This is a genomic window from uncultured Mobiluncus sp., assembly GCF_947254095.1.
Classification (GTDB): Bacteria; Actinomycetota; Actinomycetes; order Actinomycetales; family Actinomycetaceae; genus Mobiluncus.
Window position 1 is genome coordinate 146,451 of the sequence record NZ_CAMYBV010000001.1, and the last position, 20,145, is coordinate 166,595.

Sequence of the window (20,145 nt, forward strand, 5' to 3'; positions counted from 1 at the left end):
TCTCATTTTCCCAAGTCATCTCAGAAATGGGTTGTTCGCGAGCTCCGCTGCCCAGGTGGTCGTTTCTCCGTGACCGGGCAGCAGCAGCGTGTCGGGGTTGACGCTGATTTTGAGGGTTCGCAAGGTTTCCGTCATCACCTCGGGGTCGGAATGAGGTAGGTCGGTGCGGCCAATCGAGCCTTTAAAAATCACGTCACCGGAAAAACAAAATGCCTGATTGTCACGGCCATCAAAACCGAGGCCCTGACCATGATCTTCACCTTTCGCGGCGCCAAAGAACATCGTGCATCCGGGCGAGTGACCCGGAGCCGGCAGGGCACGCAGCACTAAATCAGGAATAATTTGCGCTCCCCCGCCAGAGAACAGTGCATCGGGCGGGGCCTGCACAGTGACGGGCTGCCACGCCCCGTCCATTTCAGTGAAGTATTTTTCTACCCCCAGTTGAACCCCCGGACCGGGAGCATCCATCCAGAAGTGATCCGGTTTCGCCAAATAGATTGGGGCCTGGGGGTTATAGGCAGCCACCTGAGCTGTGTTCCACAGGTGGTCGGCATGGCCGTGAGTCAGCAAGACCCCAGCCAGTTCAGCATCGAGCTGAGTCAGAAGTTCTTTGATACGCACGGCGGTTTTCGCGCCGGGATCAATAACTAAAGCGGATTTGTTCGCAGTGACCACAACATAGCAATTTTCACCGTAAATCGGCGAAACAATCCGTAACACATCCATAGTTCAAGGCTAACTGATTTTTTGCATCACGAATTTTCTTTCGCCCAGTTTCCCGAATGCGTGTCTTTTCAAGTAAAGTAATCCTGGAAATATACTTACCAACGCGAACGGAACGTGCCGCGGCACCAACCCCGTCAGGAGGAAAAATTCATGGCCACGTCTGAACAGGAATCTAACACCAGCGAAATCAAGGAACCGCAGGAAAACCAATCTGGTGAAACCCCAACCGGACCTGCCCAGACTGCAGCTGAAACAGGCGGCGAACCCCAGAACGAAACGCCAGCGGCTCCGGCTCCCGAATCTGCCCTGACTAAGGAAACTCCCGCAGCTCCTGAACCAACCCCAGCTAAGGCAACTCCCGCAGCATCCGCGCCCCAAGCTACTGAAAAAACCGCGCAGATCACCCCGGTACACCTTGAGAGTACCAATCAAAACAAACCCGTGGGACCTGTTGAGAAAATTGCTATGGATGAGGCTGCCCAATATGGACGTATCGACGCGGAGGGGCGCGTTTTCGTCAAGGACGGAGATACGGAACGGGAAGTCGGCCAATACGCGGACGGCATTCCTGAACAGCCTTTTGCCCTTTACGTGCGCCGTTTCCTGGATTTGCAAGCCCAGGTCGATTTGGCTCAAGCACGTTTGGCCACATTAAAGGCGCATGACATTGATGCCACGTTGAAGTCTTTGGACAAGGCAATGGAGTCCCCGATGGTGGTGGGCAACCTGGCTGGGCTGCGTTCTCGGGTTGAAAAACTGCGGGAGCTGGGCACGGCACGCAAGGAACAGTTGGCTGAGGAACGCGAAGTCGCCAAGGCACAAGCCCTCGAGACGCGCAACAAGATTGTGGAGGCCGCCGAAAAAATTGCCGCCCAAGACCCGGAACGCACCCAGTGGAAGCAATCCGGAGAACGCCTGCGCGAACTGCTGGAGTCATGGAAAGAATCCCAGCGCAAGGGACCGCGTATCGACCGCGCCACCGAGGATGCCTTGTGGAAACGCTTCTCGGCGGCCCGCACGTCTTTTGACCGGCACCGCAAGTCATTCTTTTCACAGCTCGACGCCAAGCGGGCGGAAGTTCGAAACGCTAAGGAAGCCCTGATTAAACGCGCCGAGGAACTCGCTAACTCGACTGACTGGGCGCGAACCTCCGCGGCTTATCGCGACTTGATGGCGGAATGGAAAGCGGCCGGACGTGCTTCCCGGAAAGATGACGATGCTCTGTGGGAGCGTTTCCGCGCCGCTCAGCAAGTCTTTTTTGATGCCCGTAGCGCTGACAACGCTAAGACCAGCACGGAAGAACAAGCCAACCTTGAGGTCAAGGAAAAGCTGCTGGAACAGGCGAAAGCCCTCATGCCGGTGAAAGACTTGGAAACCGCCAAGGCGAAGTTCCGCGACCTGTTGGATAAATGGGACGAAGCTGGGCGGGTCCCCCGCGGCGATATGCAGCGCTTGGAAAACGGGTTGCGTTCCGTGGAACAGGCGATTGCGAAAGCCGAAAACGAGGCGTGGGTCAAGTCCAATCCGGAAACGAAAGCTCGTGCTGAGGGGCTAGTGGGTCAGCTCGAAGAGAAAATCGCTAAGCTCGAAGCCGAAATTGCCGCCGCGAAACAGAGCGGTAAAGACACCAAGAAACTGGAAGAAGATCTGCAGGCCCGGAAGGGCTGGCTTGACCAGGCTCGGAAAGCCGCTGCGGAGTAGCGCCCCCGCTGTACCTTAGGCCAGTATTTTTCAGAGTTTCCCCCGCCGTCTAAGACTGCGGAGTCGGTTCTAAGGCACCATTTTTTCCGGGAGTCACGCGAGTAGCGGAATAAACCCCTGAGATGCGTCCCAGATCATTGAGAATGTCTTGCAGGTGGGAAGGCTCGGCCAGCTCAAAAGACCACCGCGAATACGCCACCCGGTCGCGAGTGGTGGAAATATTGCCCGAGAGAATGTTCACGTGATTGTCGGTGAGGACCCGGGTTACGTCGCTCAACAGCCCCCCGCGGTCCAAAGCCTCGATTTGCACCTGTACCAGGAACGGGGTCTTGGCGTGTTGCGCCCACGTGACGGCGGTGACCCGTTCCGGTTGGGCCTCACTGAGATTCTTGGCATTCACGCAGTCCACCCGGTGTACGGAAACCCCGTGACCCCGCGTGACAAATCCCATGATGTCATCTCCGGGAACCGGGGTGCAGCACTTTGCCAACTTAACCCACAAGTCGTCGGCGTCCTGACCGTCAACCAACACCCCGGAGCCTCCGGCACGAGATTCGGTCGTAGGTGTGTGGGTGGGGACTGCTTCTTCCTCAGCCAAAACTTCTTCGTCATCGTCTTCCGTCAGGGATCCGGTAAAGTTTAGCAGGCGTTCCACCACGTTTTGTGCGCTGACGTGGGCATCTCCGATGGTCGCATAGAGGGTATCGACGTTGGGCAATCCCAACTGGTTTGCCACCGATTCCAAAAATTCGTGGGTGGCAATTTGGTGAATCGGCAGTTTCTGTTTACGGATTTCTTTCGCCAGGATTTCGCGGCCTTTATCGATGGATTCCTCGCGGCGCTCCTTTGAAAACCAGGCTTTAATCTTTGATTTCGCGCGCGGGGTGGCCACGAAGGACAGCCAATCCCGACTGGGGGACGCACCGGGAGACTTGGAGGTGAAGATTTCCACCGTGTCGCCGTTTTCGAGTTTTGACTCCAGAGGCACCAGCTTGCCGTTGACTTTGGCACCGACTGTCTTATTCCCCACTTCGGTGTGTACAGAATAGGCGAAATCCACCGGGGTGGATCCGGCAGCTAGCACCACGACCTGGCCTTTCGGGGTGAAAACATAGACCTGCGCAGAGTTGATTTCGTAACGCAGCGAGTCTAGGAACTCCCCTGAGTCTTGGGTTTGCTTTTGCCAGTCAACCAATTGGCGCAGCCAGCCCATCTCATTTTCCAGGTCCAAGACTTTGCCACCCTCGGACTTTTTCAGCGATTTAGCGTTGGGGTTTTCCTTGTATTTCCAGTGGGCGGCAATCCCGAATTCGGCTCGGCGGTGCATTTCATAGGTGCGAATCTGAATCTCTACCGGTTTTCCTCTGGGACCAATGACCGTGGTATGCAGCGACTGGTACAGGTTGTATTTAGGCATCGCGATATAGTCTTTGAACCGGCCTAGCATCGGAGACCACCGCGAGTGCATCAGCCCCAGCACGGCGTAACAATCCCGCACGGATTCCACCAGCACACGTACCGCCACCAAGTCATAAATATCGTTGAAATCGCGGCCGCGCACAATCATCTTTTGATAAATCGAGTAGTGGTGTTTCGGCCGCCCAGTCACTGTCCCCTTGATTTTTGCTTCCCGTAAGTCGCCTTCAATAGTCTGGATGATGGCGCTGAGCTGTTCCTCCCGTCGGGGCGCGGCCTCTTGAATAAGCTTGTCGATTTCTTGGTAAATCTGAGGATAGAGGGTTTTAAAAGCCAGGTCCTCCAGCTCCCATTTAATGGCATTGAGCCCCATCCGGTGAGCCAGCGGAGCATAAATTTCCAGGGTTTCCTTAGCCTTACGCGCCGCGCTCTCTTTACTGACATAGCGCCAAGTACGCGCATTATGCAGACGGTCAGAGAGTTTGATGAGCAGGACCCGGATGTCTTTTGCCATCGCGACCAGCATTTTTCGGATAGTTTCGGCTGGGGCAGAATCACCGTACTTCACTTTGTCGAGCTTGGTAACCCCATCGACCAAAGCGGCGATGTCCTCACCAAAATCACGCCGGCATTGCTCCAAAGAATAATCGGTATCCTCAACCGTATCGTGTAACAGCCCCGCGGCTACCGTCGTTTCCGACATGCCTAGTTCGGCGAGGATTGTCGCGACCGCAACCGGATGCGTAATGTAGGGCTCCCCTGATTTGCGAAACTGACCCCGGTGGTAGCGTTCAGCAGTCACATAAGCCCGCTCCAACAGGGCAAAATCAGCTTTCGGGTGGTTTTCCTTGACAGCCCGCAACACGGGCTCCAGTTCACGGTACGAACCGCGGGTGCGGGTTAAACGGAACAAAGACCCCAGCAAAGCGCCAGTATTCTCACTAGGCTCGTTGACAATCTCCGGCGCTTGCTCCATACAGAGATTCTAATTGTTTTCCCCGATAAGCGTTAGTCGCACCAGGCGTGACCTGGATTTTTTTCCAAAATCAGCCGCCACGTCAACAACGCCCCAGGCAGGATACCCAACGGCCGCGAAAAACACACCTACAGTTCCAACAGCGATTGGAATGGGGTGTTGCCCAGCAAAGCACGTCCGTTCAAAGCCTTTAGCTCCATCAACACTAGAATCTCCGACACGTGTCCCCCTGCCTTCTCCAACAGCTTCACAGACGCAGCCGCGGTGCCTCCCGTCGCCAACAGGTCGTCAACCACCAAAATATTTTCAAAGCCATTCACCGTTTCCGGCTGGACCTGAATGGAAGCAGAGCCGTATTCCAAATCGTAGGATTCGCTAATTACCTTACCGGGCAGTTTTCCTGCCTTACGCACCATAATCATGGGCACACCCAGTTCGACAGCCAAGGGTGAAGACAGAATAAAACCGCGCGACTCCAGACCGGCGACCGCGTTGACACGCCCCCGATAGTATTCGGCAATCCCCGAAATCAGTTCCTGGAAAGGTTCCCCCGAAGCGAGCAACGGGGAAAAATCCCGAAACAGAATACCGGGCCGGGGAAAATCAGGAATCGAAGTCAGGTGCGCGGCGACAATCTCGCCGAGCCGCGGGTCTAAGTCGACAGCGGTGTTCATTTCTTAGTCTTCTTCCGTTTCGGTTGTGCAGCCTGCCCCTTATGGTGCCCGGGAACCATGGGAGCGGCCACCACGGCGGGCGTGACTTCTTTGAATGAGCCGTCCTCGTTGAGGGTGGCGGCACCAGATTCCACAGCGGCGGCGCGAGCCTTGTCAACCTTGGCGTTGTGGTCTTTGATGGCTTGCGAACGACCCCGAATCAGCGTCAGCATCGGCGTAGCGATAAAGATAGAACTGAAAGTACCGACAATCATGCCGATAAACAGCGGCATGGAGATATCCAGCAGGGTGGATGTCCCCAGGAGCGCCGCCCCCAGGAACAGAATCGCCGATACCGGCAGAATACCGGTGATGGAGGTGTTGATGGAACGCACCATGGTTTGGTTAATGGAGAGGTTCGCCAACTCGTTGTACTTGGAACGCGACTGATTGTACATATCGCGGGTGTTTTCACGGATTTTATCGAAAACCACCACCGTGTCATACAGGGAGTAACCCAAGATGGTCAGCAAACCGATAATCGTTGCCGGAGTAATCTCAATCTGCGTGTAGGCAAAAACCCCCAGAGTAATCAGGAAGTCATGCATCAACGCAAACAGTGCTGAGAATGACATGGTCCAAGTGCGGAAGTATGCCATCAGCAACAGCGCAATCATGCCCATGAATACCAGCAAACCAACCAAAGCCTGCTTGGACACCGAAGCCCCCCATGACGGACCAATCGAAGTCTTAGAGACTTTCGAAATATCCACGTTGTAGGCTTTGGCCAGCTCCTTTTGAATCTTCAGTTCCACGTCGGTGGGTTGCTGACTGGTTTGGACGCGCAGACCGTTCGTGCCCATCTGGGCAACCTTGGTCTGTTCGTTCAGGCCGGCGGCTTTCACCGCATCGTAGGCGGGTTGCTGGGGCGGATTCGATGCTGTGTTAGTGACTACGAACTCGGCACCGCCGGTAAACTCGATAGACGGATTCAACCCAAAAATTGCAATCCCGATGACGGAAATAGCCATCAAAATAGCTCCGACAGTGAGCGGAATTCGGCGTTTCTGAATGATTCGGTAAGACTTTTTCCCGGCGTAAAGCGCATTACCCCACTGGGCGTAACTCATCATTTCGCGTCCTCCTCTCCCTGGGCGGGTTCGTCTTTCGAGGCGGTGTCCTCGCTTTCAGCAGCTTCCGCTGTTTCAGAAGTGAGGTCGTTCGGTTCTTCCTGAGAAGTTTCCGGTGCAGGCTCTTTCGCGGGAGTTTCCGGCGTGGTGTCCTCAGCCGGGGTCGCAGAAGTCTCTTCGGCCTCCTCCTCATCCACCTGAGGCAGACCGGCCTTTTGGCGAGCCAGAGAGATGGTTGGAGCGGCGACCTTTTTTGCAGATTTCTTTTTGCGGGACGAAGACGTCGTCGAGGCAGACTGCATATAGATGCGGTCACTACTGGCACCGAGGTGCAGCGGGTCCAGGCCGCTAAACTTCCGGCCTTCACCAAAGTAACGGGTCTTGATTAGCAATGACATCATCGGGTGGGTAAACAGGAAGATGATTCCCAAGTCCACCAGGGTGGTCAAGCCCAAGGTAAACGCGAAGCCCTGCACGCCGCCGACAGCCAGAACATAGAGAACCACCGCAGCCACGATGTTCACAATATCGGACACCACGATGGTGCGCTTTGCCCGATTCCAGCCGGTTTCAACCGCGGTGGCCAAGGGCTTGCCGTCACGCACCTCGTCTCGGATACGTTCGAAATAAATGATGAACGAGTCCATGGTCACGCCGACTGCCACAATCAAACCGACCACGCCCGCTAGAGACAGACGGTATCCCATCGACCACGACAAAATTGCCACAGCTAGGTACACGATGCCGCCCGCGAGGAACAGGGAGGCCGTCGCCAAGCCTGCCAAAGCGTGGTACTGCTGCAGCAGGTATAGCACGACCAGAATCAAACCGACAATAGCGGCATAGAACCCGACTTTCAGGTGTTCTCCGCCCAAGGTCGCCGAGATGGACTGCTTCGACTGCTGTTCAAAGTTCAAAGGCAGAGAACCAAACTGGAGCTGGTTCGCCAAAGTGGCGGAAGATTCCCGCGTCAAAGAACCGGAAATAGATGCTGAGCCGCCAAATGCCGGGGCGTTGACCCCCGGGGCGCTAACGACCAAAGAGTCCAGCACAATCGCAAAACGGTTGTTGTCAGGATTGCGGTTCGTTCCCTTGGATTGGTTTGGGTACAGCACCTTAGCAACTTCGTCGAATTTCTTAGCCCCATCGGCATCGAGTTTCAGCGCAACTTCCCACTGACCGGTGGCGTTACCCTGCTGGTTGGTTCCCATCCCGGAAGACGCAGAAACCAAGTTGGTACCGGAGAGGACTTCGGGGCCCAAGATGTATTTCTCGTAGCCTTCCTTAGAACAGGCCACCAGGTTCTTTTTCGGATCGTCCAACGAGCCGCCCTTGAGGGAGGCCGGGTCGGTACAATCCAGGTGGTTAAAGATGAACATGTCCCGCACGGTAATGTGTTTGCGGTCATTGATGACATTGGACTGACCAGCCGGGGTGTCGGGATATTTTTCCGCCTCTTTCATGAGTTCATCGAAAGGAATCGCCGCGGAGGACGGCTGCTTAGCAGCCGGGGCGATAGCGGGTTCAGTCTGTTTCGGCTCGCTCGGCGTGGGTGTGGCGTTGGGATCAGTAGAGTTGAACACCAAAGACTGCGTCTGACCCTTCTCAGCTGGTGCAGACGGTGGAATCGTCACCGTGTTCTTGCCTTCACCGACCTTGGTCTGAGTCTCTTGGCCACCAGCTGCACCCGCCGCCGGCTGGTTTTGCCCGGCAGGAGCCGCGGCGCCGGTCAGCTGCCCCAAGAGCGCTTGGGGATCTTCATTGTTCGTGGCGTTACCCGGAGCGCTGAGCAGGACGGTACGGAAACGCATAACCGCGGACTGCTGAATCAAAGCCAAAGTTTCTTCACTGGGGTTGCCCGGAATACCAACCGAAATATTTTCCTGACCGTTACGAGCAATCTCAGCTTCGGCCACGCCGGAGGCGTCGATACGCTGGCGAATAACCTCAATAGCCTGTTCAATATCGGCATCCGAGATGGCCTTGGCCTTGGCTTCTGTATTCTTCGGGGTGAGAATCAGCTGGGTTCCGCCTTCCAGGTCGATTGCCAGCTTCGGGGCGAACGAACCGTTTGAGAAAATGGTCGAACCAACCAAAGTCCCGGCCAGAGCCACCACAATCACGATGAAAAATATGAGTGTGCGCAACGCCTTGTTCTTAGTCTTTTTGGCAGCCACAGATTTTCCTTCTTTTATCTAACTTGCAATGTTTTCTCTAAAGAATCTTTGGGGTCAGTAGGTGTGACCCTCGCCTGTTTCGGTGTCCTCACCGTGGGAGGAATCTTCGTCCTCGTTCGGGCCAAAACCGGAGTCGTTCGACTTAGTTTCAGGGGCTTGCGGAGCGGAATGCCCCTCCGAATCCGACACCTCCACAGCCGTTTGCACACCAGCATCCGAGTCATTGACCGTCCCGAAGTTCGGATCCTCCACTTTGGCGATGGCTCGGATATCCCACAGGGTTTCCTCGCCGGTCAGATTCGACAAGGTGATGACTTCCCCGCTGACTTCGACGACTTTACCAAAGAACCCGGAAGTGGTACGCACCCAGGTTCCCGGAGTCATCATCTGTTCCATACTCTTGCGCTGTTCCTCCATCTGGGACACACGTTTCTGACCGGAGCGACGCATAAAGACAACCATCAACACGAACGCGAGACCTAGTATCACCCAGGTAAAAATGGGATTTTGGGCGTTGGTTGCAGCATTTTGAAATGGCAGCACAGATAAACCTTCCTTAAATAGGCGACCTTCCAAGTCTAAAGCCTGCGGGATAAAAACGGAAAATATACCCCACTAAAACAGGGCATTTTCGGCCGGTGGGGTGACCCCGAGGTGTTCGCAGCCTTTCGGGGTGATGGCGCGTCCGCGGTTGGTACGCACCAAAAGGCCCTCTCGAACCAGGAACGGTTCCACGACTTCTTCAATCGTCTCCGGTTCCTCCCCGACCGACACCGCAAGGGTGTGCAACCCGACCGGGCCGCCGGCAAACCTCTCTATTACCGCCCGCAAAACACTGCGGTCCAAGCGGTCTAAGCCGAGTTCGTCGACTTCAAAGAGTTCCAAGGCACGGCGCGCCGACTCCAGGTCACAGCGAGGATGGTCGTGGACCAGGGCAAAGTCGATGACTCGACGCAGCAAACGGTTTGCCACCCGGGGGGTACCGCGGGAGCGACTGGCGATTTCGCCGGCCGCGTCCTCGGTAATTTCAGCACCCAGCAAACTGGCCGAACGTTTCACGATGAGAGCCAAATCGGGGGGCTGGTAGGGTTCCAGATGCGCGGTAAAACCGAAACGGTCACGCAGCGGGGCAGGCAGTAGACCCGCCCGAGTCGTGGCTCCGACCAGCGTAAAGGGCGGCAGAGTCAAAGGAATCGAAGTCGCTCCCGGACCCTTGCCCACCACCACATCGACCCGAAAATCCTCCATCGCCAGGTAAAGCATTTCTTCGGCGGGACGCGCCAACCGGTGAATTTCGTCGATAAACAACACGTCGCCCTCTTGCAGGGAGGACAGTATGGCCGCTAAATCCCCGGCGTGACCTATAGCCGGACCGGAAGTCAGGCGCAGCGACGACGACATTTCCGCGGCGATAATCATCGCCAAAGTCGTCTTACCCAGCCCGGGAGGACCCGCTAACAAAACATGGTCAGCGGCCTCGCCGCGTTCTTTGGCAGCCGAAAGAACCAGCTGCAACTGGGTCTTGACGATTTTCTGACCGATAAAATCGCTGAGCGTCTTTGGTCGCAAAGCTGCTTCCGCGGCGCGTTCCGCATCGGGAGCGGAGGAATCGACCAAACGCTGTTCGTAGGAAAAATCTGTATCTTCAGCCACGTTTACTCCCCAGGTACTTCAAAGCTTCCCGCAGAGCTGTCGGGGCGTCGTTGGCCTGCACCGCGCTGACGGCTTCAGTAGCGAGGGCTTGACTGTAGCCCAGATTGCTCAGTGCTTCGACGACGGTGGAAGTGTTGAATCCGGCTGCCGTCCCCGCGGGCGCCGCCACGCCGGGAACGCCGCCGAGCTTGTCCCCGATTTCCAGAATCATCCGTTCGGCAGATTTCTTGCCCACTCCGGGAATACTTTGCAAGGTGGCCACGTCACTGTTAGCTACCGCCGCCGCCAAAGCCTCGGGGCTCAACACTGACAGGGCAGCCAGACCGAGCTTGGGGCCTATCCCCTTGACCTGCATCAAAGTCGCGAAAGTATCACGTTCCGAGGCAGTGGCAAATCCATAGAGAGTGAGGGAATCTTCGCGAACCACCAGGTAGGTTTGCACGGTGGCGACCGTTTCGGGAACCAAAGCGGCCAAAGTGTTGGGGGTGGCAAAAAACTCCAGTCCCAGTCCCCCCGCCAGAACCGTGGCGCGGTCGAGCTTCTTAGAGACGACTTCCCCTTTAATTATCGAAATCACTGATTGTCCTCGCGGTTAGAAATTCGAACACTTGTACTATAGCGGTTTCTGGTGCCGCCGCGGATCCACCGCGCCGGAACGTCGAGTTTTTGCTTCCGCTTCCGCCCACAAGCGTTGGGCGGCGGTCAGGTGGGTTCCGGCCGGAGTTTTCACTTTTCCGCTCAGACTGACGCTAAAGTCTCCGTCTGACCCGGCACCGAGAATCCCCGTACCGCGCCAAGCTTGGGTGATGGCAATGGCCAACGCGTCGGCCGCGTCGGCGGGTTTCGGAGGTTTATCCAACCGCAGGATCCGTGCCACCATGGCTTGCACCTGCGCTTTCGAGGCACTCCCATTGCCGCTCACAGCCGCTTTCACCTCCGAGGGAGTGTGCACCGCCACGGGCAGACCCCGGCGGGCAGCCTCGACCATCGCGATGCCCATAGCCTGCATAGTGGTAGCCACGGATTGACGATTTTCTTTCGCGAAAGGACGCTCCAGAGCTACGATGTCCGGCTGAAAGCGGGTGATAGCCTCCGCTATGCCTTGCGAAATTTTCAACAGCCGAAACTGAGTAGCGGTGTTCGGGTCGCTGCGCACGACGTCGACATAGACCAAGGTACACTGCCGACTCGTGTCAAAGTCAACGACCCCGATACCACACCTGGTGATACCGGGGTCGATGCCCAAAACTCTCATGAAGTTGTTTACTCTTCAGCTTCGTATTGTGCGATGACGTCGTCGGAGGCGTCGCCGTTCATAAACACGTTCTGAACGTCGTCGCTGTCGTCAAGGGCGTCAAACAGGCGCATGACCTTGCGATATGCCTCTAGATCAAGGTCAACCTTAACCGAGGGAACGAACTGGGATTCGGCCGAATCGTAGTCAATCCCCGCGTCTTGCAAAGCGGTGCGCACCGCCACCAAGTCCGCCGGTTCGGTCTCGATAATAAAGAGTTCACCGGCATCTTCCACGTCATCGGCACCGGCGGCCAGTACCGCGTCAAGAATCTTGTCCTCGTCCAAGCCGTCGACTTTGGCGACTTCGACGACCCCGCGGCGGGCGAACTGATAGGACACCGAGCCGGAATCAGCCATGTTGCCACCATTGCGGCTAAAGATGGTACGCACTTCGGACACGGCACGATTCTTGTTATCGGTCAGGCACTCCACGATGAAACCCACACCACTGGGGCCGTAGCCTTCATAAGTGATGGACTGCCAGTCGGCACCGCCCGATTCAGCGCCGGAACCGCGCTTCACCGCGCGATCGATGTTATCCGCAGGAACGGAGGATTTCTTGGCTTTCTGAATGGCATCAAAAAGGGTCGGATTACCGGCAGGATCACCTCCGCCGGTACGCGCCGCCACTTCGATGTTCTTAATCAGGCGCGCAAACAGCTTGCCGCGCTTGGCGTCGATGGCGGCTTTCTTATGTTTTGTGGTGGCCCATTTTGAGTGACCCGACATTGGTGTATCTCCTTAAACTTCTTGCCTATAACAAAGACATTTTAATAAAACATTCCTCGCATCGTCTAACTGAGGTTACCGCAAATCCGACTTAATTCCCGAACCTCAGTCGCGGGAAACCCGAATTTCAGCCCTCGAGCGAACCATTTCTCAGCATTCCACGACGTTAACCGCCAGTCCCCCGGTGGCAGTTTCTTTGTATTTCGAGCTCATATCCAAGCCGGTTTCGTACATAGTTTCGATGACTTCGTCAAAGCTGACCCGATGTGTTCCGTCTCCCCACAAGCTCATCCGGGCGGCGTTGATGGCGTGAACTGCGGCGATGGCATTGCGCTCGATACAGGGCACCTGCACCAGTCCTCCGATAGGATCGCAGGTCAGACCCAGATTATGCTCCATCGCGATTTCAGCCGCGTTCTCAATTTGATGGGGACTGCCCCCCAGAGCCGCCGCCAAACCTCCCGCAGCCATCGCCGCCGCGGATCCGACTTCACCTTGGCAGCCGACTTCCGCCCCGGCCACGGAGGCGTTCGTTTTAATGATTCCACCCACAGCTCCGGCTACCGTCAGGTAGTCCCGTTGTGCCGGGCCGCATTTCGTTTCCACTTCGGGACAAAACCACTGCAGGTAGCGTCCCACCGCGGCCACGATACCCGCTGAGCCGTTCGTGGGGGCTCGCACCACCATTCCGCCAGCCGCGTTTTCCTCATTCACCGACAGCGCCCACAGATTCACCCAATCCATCGCCCGCATGGGATCTTGGGCGAAACTGCGCCAGATGGCGGGGGTTCCGGGCTTGCCGTCACGAGCCCGCAAGTGAGCGAACAGCCGGTGGGCTCGGCGCGGCACGGACAATCCGCCTGGCAGGATAGCCTCCGTGTTCGCGCAGCCATTATCGATGCATTTGTTCATCATCTTGCGCAAATTGTCCAGCCCGTGTCCCAACTCTGCACGGGTCATGCGGCTCAACTCGTTGGCACGCACCAGGTCGCCGAGGGATTTGCCCTCGCTTTGCGCCAATTGCAGAAGGTCGTCCATAGAGTTGTACGGGTAAGGCACGGCAGTTGCGGCGGTACTTTCATCCAGTGAGGTCAGCTCTCCGGGTTCCCCACAATCCGCCTCGTCACGGGTGACAAATCCTCCACCAATCGAGTAGTAGCGTTTCGAAAAAATGACCTGGGTGTCGTCGTAGGCTCGAATCACCAAAGAATTGGCATGGAACGGGGCTATTGTCTGCGGTCGAAAAAGCAAATCCCGTTCAAAACAGAAAGGAACCGTCAATCCGCCCGGCAAGACTAGTGACCCCTCGGGAGTCACCGCATCTAACAGACGCGCCACCCCACCAGGCTGGACCGTAGCGGGAATGAAACCGGAGAGCCCACACAGCACGGCGCCATCACTGAGGTGGCCGCGGCCGGTGGCACCCAAAGAACCCTGGAGCTCAATCTCCAGACGCTGGAAAGGCTGGCCGGAATCAAGCAACAGTGCCGCGAAATCCGCTCCGGCCCGCATCGGACCGACGGTGTGCGAAGCGGAGGGGCCGACACCGACTTGGATAACATCGAACACGGAAAGCGAGGAAGCGAGCATAAACATCAATTTTAGCCCGAAACCTGCCCCGGGGATAGCACCACTCTGTCGATTGCTAATCTCGCGACACCAGGAGCACGCCTCTATCGCCAGTCAGACTGATGAACTACGTTCAGGAATACGTAGTGACTATGAACCGCAAGTCCTGGTCTTTGACCGGGCACCAAACGTTTAACCAACTCAGTGGCGTTTCCCGACGGTACCTTCGCTGATTTCTGGGCAGGTCCCGTCCCAGCCTCGCACCCATCCGCGAGCCAGGGAAACCAAATCCAGCGGGTATACCACTGCCCCGCCAGCTATTTCACGTTGTAAAGCGTCGAGGTCCCACCATTTCATTTCATCTAAAACTTCCCGTTCGACCGCAGTAAACCCGTCACGCACGAACACGGGCGCCCCGGGAAGCCTAGTGAGAAAGAAGAGTTCGTCCTGACGGCAGGTCAAGGCGTGAAAGTCGAAGGTGGCGTGACGGCGCAGCACCGGCCCAACCAGCGCATCTGGACTCAGGCGGTAGCCAGTTTCTTCAAAGAACTCCCGCACGGCTCCGTCTCGCGGGTCCTCCCCCGCTTCCAGACCGCCCCCGACTGTGAACCACCACCAGTGCTCGAAGTCAGAAAAGTCATGTCCGCGCAACAACAGCAGCTCATCGCGGCTGTTGAAAGCCACGACTCGCGCCGCTTGGCGATGATAATAGCCGGCCTCGTCCCGGGGCCATTCCCGCAGGAAATAGTCGTCAATAGAGGTTTCGGTGTCGTTGTCAGGCCTAGCGTTCGGCGCAGTTTCGCCGTGCCCGCCGGAGTGCAAAAACTCGTCCATGACCTGTTCCCTCGCCCCTTCGGTGTCGTCTCAGTCAGCTTGAGTTTTCACAAGGTTCAGGAAGTAGCGGTGTACGCGCAGGTCGTCAGTGACTTCGGGGTGGAATGAGGTCGCCAGCAAGGGGCCTTGGCGGACCGCCACCACGCGCGGAGCCGACTGCGGGGTCTGTTGCCAAGTCGAGAGCACTTCCACCCCCGCTCCGACTGATTCCACCCAGGGGGCGCGAATGAATACAGCTGGAAGGGGCTGGTCGCCACCAAAAGAACGAGGGTCGACAAAACTTTGCGCCGAATCGACTTGCCGGCCAAACGCATTGCGCCGCACGACCACGTCCAATCCCCCCAAAGTTTCTTGCCCCTCGATTCCGTCAACAATGTGGTCCGCCAGCATAATCATGCCCGCGCAGCTACCATAAATGGCTTTTCCACTGTGGACAAAGGCTTTCAACGGTTCGAACAGGTCGAAGGCGCGCGCCAACTTGTACATGGTGGTCGATTCTCCCCCGGGAATAATCAATCCATCCAAATCCTGCAGGTGGGAGGGAACTTTTACCTCCACCGGTACGGCTCCTAGCACGCGCAAAGCCTGCACGTGCTCAACCACCGAACCTTGCAGAGCGAGGACACCCACGCGCCATTGATTTTGCTCCAAAATCTTTCTTTTCTCTGGCGTTTTTGGCAAAAATCAGTAATACCGCGGATTACCAACCGCGCTGAGCCAGGCGCGCGTCGTCGGGAATGTCGTGAACGTTGATGCCGACCATAGCTTCGCCCAAGGAACGGGACACCTCGGCGACGACTTCCGGTTCGTTGTAGCGGGCTGTGGCTTTGACAATCGCCGCCGCGCGCTTCGCCGGATCGCCCGACTTAAAGATGCCGGACCCCACGAACACACCTTCGGAACCCAGCTGCATCATCAATGCCGCGTCAGCCGGGGTGGCGATACCGCCCGCGGTGAACAGCACGACCGGCAGCTTCCCGGTTTCCGCAACCTCTTTGACCAGCGGATAGGGAGCCTGCAATTCCTTGGCGGCATCAAACAGCTCATCGGGACGCATGGTGGTCAGCCGGTTGATTTGCGAAGTCATGGTGCGCATATGGGTTACCGCGTTGGACACGTCACCGGTACCGGCTTCGCCCTTGGAACGAATCATGGCTGCGCCCTCGCTGATACGGCGCAAAGCCTCACCGAGGTTAGTGGCTCCGCACACAAAGGGCACGGTGAAATCCCACTTGTTGATGTGATGCTTGTAGTCGGCAGGGGTCAAGACTTCGGACTCGTCAATGTAGTCCACCCCCAGGCTCTGCAACACCTGAGCTTCCGCAAAATGGCCAATCCGGGCTTTTGCCATCACGGGAATAGACACCGCGTTGATGATGCCGTCAATCAGATCAGGGTCGCTCATCCGCGCGACGCCGCCTTCAGCCCGAATATCCGCCGGAACACGCTCCAAAGCCATCACCGCAACGGCACCGGCATCTTGGGCAATCTTGGCCTGCTCCGCATTGACGACATCCATAATGACACCGCCCTTGAGCATTTGAGCCATGCCCCGCTTCACCAAATCAGTCCCGGTTCCTTGCGCCAGTTGATCAGACATTTTGCCTTCTTTCCTTGTTCAAATTCTGGTTACGATTTCTCAGTCGTCCCTATTTTAGCGATTACTGCACGATATCGGCGAAACCGGCCGACACCACTTGTGCCAAATCCTGAGGATTAAGCACAATTTGCCGGCCACGCAACCCTGCCGAAACATAGAACTTATCGTGCAAAACGGCGGTTTCTTCGATGACGGTAGGGAACAATTTTTTCATCCCCAACGGGGAGCATCCCCCGCGGATGTACCCCGTCACGTCCCGCAGCGTCCGCCAGTTGATGAGCTGGACATGTTTCACGCCGAAATGCGCGGCGGTCTTTTTCAAATCCAGTTCGGCATCGGCGGGAACGACCGCGACGTAGTGTCCGCCCTGCCCGTCCTCCAACACCAGGGTCTTGTAGATGAGTTCGGCGGAAATTCCCAAGACTTCGGCGGTATGCAGTGCGCCGATGTCCCCGTCCGTGGGGTAGCTCGAGGTTTCATAAGCTACCCCGGCGCTGTCCAACAGTCGCATCGCGTTGGTCTTGGTGGTTTTCATCGTGATTGAGCTGCAGTTTCACAAGTCCCGTGCCGGGAGATTTCAGATTTCGCGCGGCTGCCAGTCACCGAACGCCTCAGCCAGAACTTTGCGGGTCTGGCCTAACAGTTCCGGGACAGCTTTCGTGCGCGCCACGATGGGAAAGAAATTCGCGTCCCCCGCCCAGCGCGGCACGATGTGTTGATGCAGGTGACCCGCAATTCCGGCACCCGCGACCGCGCCCTGATTCATCCCCAGGTTAAAGCCTTGCGGCGCTTTGACCTGGCGAATGACCTCCATCGTATGCGCGGTCAGTTCACCAAATTCGATGCGTTCAGCAAAGTCCAAATCGGTGTAGTCAGGAACGTGACGGTAAGGCAAAACCAGAACATGGCCGGGATTGTAGGGAAACAGGTTCATCACCACGAAGCAAGTCTTGCCCCGATACACAATCAGGTTCTGTTCGTCATCGCCTTTCGGACCCTCGCAAAACGGGCACGCTTTCACGTCACGATGTGGCCCATCGTCAATGTACACCATCCGATGAGGGGTCCACAAGCGCTCCAGTCCGTCAGTTTGCGCGCCGAAGTTGTCGCTTGATTCCGCGGGTAAGTCAGTCATGTTAATCGTTCCTGCGGCTGCGGATGGCCTCCAGGATTTCCGCTATCGCCTGGTCAATCGGGACACCGTTCTTTTGCTCCCCGCCGCGGTACCTAAAGGACACTGCGTTCGCCTGGGCGTCCTCCCCGCCGGCGATGAGCGTGAAAGGAATCTTGTCCTTGGCGGCGTTGCGGATTTTCTTGCCGAAACGGTCATCTGTCTCATCGACCTCGACCCGCACATTTTCCGCCCGCAGCCGGTTCGCAATGTCGTCGCAGTAGTCGTTGAAAGCCTCTGCCACCGGCACCAAACGCACCTGCACCGGCGCCAGCCAAGCCGGGAACGCTCCGGCGTAGTGTTCGGTAAGCACCCCAAAAAAGCGCTCGATAGAACCGAATAGGGCGCGGTGAATCATCACGGGACGCTGCCGAGTGCCATCGGCTGCGGTGTATTCCAAATCAAAACGTTCGGGCAGGTTGAAGTCCAGCTGAATGGTCGACATCTGCCAGGTCCGCCCAATCGCGTCGCGGGCTTGCACGGAAATCTTGGGACCGTAGAACGCCGCCCCCTCGGGATCCGGCACCAACTCTAAGCCCGAGGCTGTAGCGACTTCCGCCAACGTATTGGTCGCCTCCTCCCAGATTTCGTCCGTGCCCACGAACTTGTGCGGATCCTTCGTGGACAGCTCCAGATAAAAGTCATCCAAACCGTAGTCTTTGAGCAAATCCAGCACGAAGTTCAACAGTTTCGTTAACTCGTCTTTCATCTGTTCGCGCGTGCAATAGATGTGGCTGTCATCTTGGGTAAAGCCGCGTCCGCGGGTCAGGCCGTGAACCACACCGGATTTTTCGTAACGGTAAACGGTACCGAATTCGAACAAACGTAGCGGCAGCTCTCGATAGGAACGTGAACGGGATTTATAGATGAGATTGTGCATAGGGCAGTTCATGGGCTTCAAGTAATAGTCGAAGCCTTCCTTGGTGACGTTGCCCTGGTCGTCGCATTCCTCGTCCACACGCATGGGCGGAAACATGCCGTCTTTGTACCATTCCAGGTGGCCCGACGTTTCAAACAGCTGCCCCTTGGTGACGTGCGGAGTGTAGACGAAGGAGTACCCCTCCTCGAGGTGGCGGCGCCGAGAATAGTTTTCCATCTCCATGCGCACCATCGCGCCCTTGGGGTGGAACACCGCCAAGCCGGAACCGATTTCCTCCGGGAAACTGAACAAGTCAAGCTCATTGCCCAGCCGGCGGTGGTCGCGTTTGGCGGCCTCCTCCATGCGGGTCACGTACTCTTTCAGGTCGTCTTTGGTCGCCCAAGCGGTGCCATAGATACGTTGCAGGGAGTCGTTGGCTTGGTCGGCGCGCCAGTATGCGGCCGACACCTTCATCAGCTTAAACACCCCGTTCAGCAGACGGGTCGAAGGTACATGCGGGCCGCGGCACAAGTCCTTCCAGGCTACCTCACCGTTCTTGCGCACGTTGTCGTAAATCGTTAGTTCGGTGCCACCGACTTCCACCGACGCTCCGGCAGCAGCCTGATCATTGTCCGCGTCCGATCCTTTCAAACCAATCAATTCCAGCTTGTAGGGCTGATCGGCGAGTTCTTGGCGGCCTTCCTCTTCGGTGACGACCCGGCGCACAAACTTTTGGTCTTCTTTACAAATCCGCGCCATGTATTTTTCAATGGCTTTCAAGTCTTCCGGGGTGAAAGGCTCGTCAACGCCAAAATCGTAGTAAAAGCCGTTTTCGATGAAAGGACCGATGCCGTACCTTACGTTCGGGCGAACCTGCTTGACCGCCTGGGCCATCACGTGAGTGCAGGAGTGTCGTAAAATGTTCAAGCCCATCTCGGAGTCAATTGTGATGGCTTCAACCGTGTCCCCGTCTTGAAGTTCGCGATACAGGTCGCGGGCCTGACCATTGATGAAGTAAGCAATGACTTCCTTGCGGTCCCGGTACAGGTCCTCGCCGGTGGTGGTGGATTCAATCTGGGTTGCTTTCCCGTCAATAGTGACGTTAATCTCGGACACTTTGCGCCTTTCTCAGTCTGGGTTTACTAAACAATCTTATACGCGACAGAATTAAACGAAAAAAGTTTTAGCTACAGTCCTCTAACGACACGACCGGAGAAAGACACAAAATTCTGGAAAAATCCAACACAAAATTCCGCGTAGCACACGCCACCGTGCCAGCAATTTTGCTACACAAAACTGCGCTCAACCCACATCGCGGTGCCAGCAATTTTGCTACACAAAACTGCGCTCAACCCACATCGCGGTGCCAGCAATTTTGCTACGCAAAATTGCGCGTAGCACACGCCATGGTGCCAGCAATTTTGCTACGCAAAATTGCGCGCCACTTCCTTGGCCTCGGATAAAGCCGCCAGCGGGTCCCCCGCTGACGCGTTTTGGTTTTATGGACCATTGCAAGCCAGCACACACCATAGAGCCAGAAAATTTGCTACACAAAACTGCGCTCAACCCACATCGCGGTGCCAGCAATTTTGCTACGCAAAATTGCGCGTAGCACACGCCATGGTGCCAGCAATTTTGCTACGCAAAATTGCGCG

The 20,145-nt window shown here is 56.7% G+C and carries 18 protein-coding genes; 1 reads left to right on the forward strand and 17 read right to left on the reverse strand.

Going from position 1 to position 20,145, the window contains the following annotated elements; all coding sequences use genetic code 11:
* Positions 1-15: 15 nt before the first annotated feature.
* Entirely contained in the window at positions 16-726 is a 711-nt protein-coding gene (locus tag Q0X47_RS00630; RefSeq protein WP_297721499.1) for an MBL fold metallo-hydrolase, read from the reverse strand.
* 150 nt (positions 727-876) lie between these two features.
* Here Q0X47_RS00630 and Q0X47_RS00635 point away from each other — a divergent pair, with 150 nt between their 5' ends.
* Entirely contained in the window at positions 877-2,427 is a 1,551-nt protein-coding gene (locus tag Q0X47_RS00635) for a DUF349 domain-containing protein (protein WP_297721502.1), read from the forward strand.
* A gap of 49 nt (positions 2,428-2,476) precedes the next feature.
* Here Q0X47_RS00635 and Q0X47_RS00640 read toward each other — a convergent pair whose 3' ends face one another.
* The 16 genes from Q0X47_RS00640 to thrS all read right to left on the reverse strand — a co-directional run bounded on the left by Q0X47_RS00640 (position 2,477) and on the right by thrS (position 19,606).
* Entirely contained in the window at positions 2,477-4,819 is a 2,343-nt protein-coding gene (locus Q0X47_RS00640; RefSeq protein ID WP_297721505.1) for a bifunctional (p)ppGpp synthetase/guanosine-3',5'-bis(diphosphate) 3'-pyrophosphohydrolase, read from the reverse strand.
* A 128-nt stretch (positions 4,820-4,947) separates the two neighbouring features.
* Positions 4,948-5,493, reverse strand: coding sequence for an adenine phosphoribosyltransferase (locus Q0X47_RS00645; RefSeq protein WP_297721508.1), 546 nt, complete (start codon positions 5,491-5,493; stop codon positions 4,948-4,950).
* Positions 5,490-6,605 (reverse strand): protein translocase subunit SecF, encoded by a 1,116-nt coding sequence (gene secF, locus Q0X47_RS00650; RefSeq protein WP_297721511.1) that lies wholly within the window; start codon positions 6,603-6,605, stop codon positions 5,490-5,492. The genes Q0X47_RS00645 and secF overlap by 4 nt, the downstream gene beginning before the upstream one ends.
* Positions 6,602-8,779: a protein translocase subunit SecD gene (gene secD / locus Q0X47_RS00655; RefSeq protein WP_297721514.1), complete on the reverse strand. Its 2,178-nt coding sequence runs from the start codon at positions 8,777-8,779 to the stop codon at positions 6,602-6,604. The genes secF and secD overlap by 4 nt, the downstream gene beginning before the upstream one ends.
* Positions 8,780-8,833: 54 nt before the next feature.
* The gene (yajC, locus tag Q0X47_RS00660; RefSeq protein WP_297721517.1) at positions 8,834-9,322 is read right to left on the reverse strand and encodes a preprotein translocase subunit YajC; all 489 of its coding nucleotides are present in this window, start codon (positions 9,320-9,322) and stop codon (positions 8,834-8,836) included.
* Positions 9,323-9,394: 72 nt separating this feature from the next.
* A complete protein-coding gene (gene ruvB / locus Q0X47_RS00665) occupies positions 9,395-10,432 on the reverse strand; it encodes a Holliday junction branch migration DNA helicase RuvB (RefSeq protein ID WP_297721520.1) in 1,038 nt (345 codons plus the stop codon).
* Positions 10,425-11,009, reverse strand: a complete 585-nt coding sequence (gene ruvA, locus Q0X47_RS00670) for a Holliday junction branch migration protein RuvA (protein ID WP_297721523.1) — start codon at positions 11,007-11,009, stop codon at positions 10,425-10,427. The genes ruvB and ruvA overlap by 8 nt, the downstream gene beginning before the upstream one ends.
* Positions 11,010-11,045: 36 nt before the next feature.
* On the reverse strand, positions 11,046-11,687 hold the full coding sequence (gene ruvC / locus Q0X47_RS00675; RefSeq protein WP_297721526.1) for a crossover junction endodeoxyribonuclease RuvC: 642 nt from the start codon (positions 11,685-11,687) through the stop codon (positions 11,046-11,048).
* An 8-nt stretch (positions 11,688-11,695) separates the two neighbouring features.
* Positions 11,696-12,457, reverse strand: a complete 762-nt coding sequence (locus tag Q0X47_RS00680; protein ID WP_297721529.1) for a YebC/PmpR family DNA-binding transcriptional regulator — start codon at positions 12,455-12,457, stop codon at positions 11,696-11,698.
* Between the two features lie 150 nt (positions 12,458-12,607).
* Positions 12,608-14,047 carry an L-serine ammonia-lyase gene (locus Q0X47_RS00685; protein ID WP_297721532.1) on the reverse strand — a complete coding sequence of 480 codons (1,440 nt, stop codon included), beginning with the start codon at positions 14,045-14,047 and terminating at the stop codon, positions 12,608-12,610.
* A gap of 180 nt (positions 14,048-14,227) precedes the next feature.
* Entirely contained in the window at positions 14,228-14,860 is a 633-nt protein-coding gene (locus Q0X47_RS00690; protein WP_297721535.1) for an NUDIX hydrolase, read from the reverse strand.
* A 30-nt stretch (positions 14,861-14,890) separates the two neighbouring features.
* Positions 14,891-15,511, reverse strand: a complete 621-nt coding sequence (pdxT, locus tag Q0X47_RS00695; protein ID WP_297721538.1) for a pyridoxal 5'-phosphate synthase glutaminase subunit PdxT — start codon at positions 15,509-15,511, stop codon at positions 14,891-14,893.
* Positions 15,512-15,560: 49 nt separating this feature from the next.
* Entirely contained in the window at positions 15,561-16,460 is a 900-nt protein-coding gene (gene pdxS, locus Q0X47_RS00700) for a pyridoxal 5'-phosphate synthase lyase subunit PdxS (protein ID WP_282921644.1), read from the reverse strand.
* Positions 16,461-16,521: 61 nt separating this feature from the next.
* Positions 16,522-16,995, reverse strand: coding sequence for a Cys-tRNA(Pro) deacylase (gene ybaK / locus Q0X47_RS00705; protein ID WP_297721541.1), 474 nt, complete (start codon positions 16,993-16,995; stop codon positions 16,522-16,524).
* 42 nt (positions 16,996-17,037) lie between these two features.
* Positions 17,038-17,595: an HIT domain-containing protein gene (locus Q0X47_RS00710; RefSeq protein ID WP_297721544.1), complete on the reverse strand. Its 558-nt coding sequence runs from the start codon at positions 17,593-17,595 to the stop codon at positions 17,038-17,040.
* A gap of 1 nt (position 17,596) precedes the next feature.
* A complete protein-coding gene (gene thrS, locus Q0X47_RS00715; RefSeq protein ID WP_297721547.1) occupies positions 17,597-19,606 on the reverse strand; it encodes a threonine--tRNA ligase in 2,010 nt (669 codons plus the stop codon).
* Between the last annotated feature and the right edge of the window lie 539 nt (positions 19,607-20,145).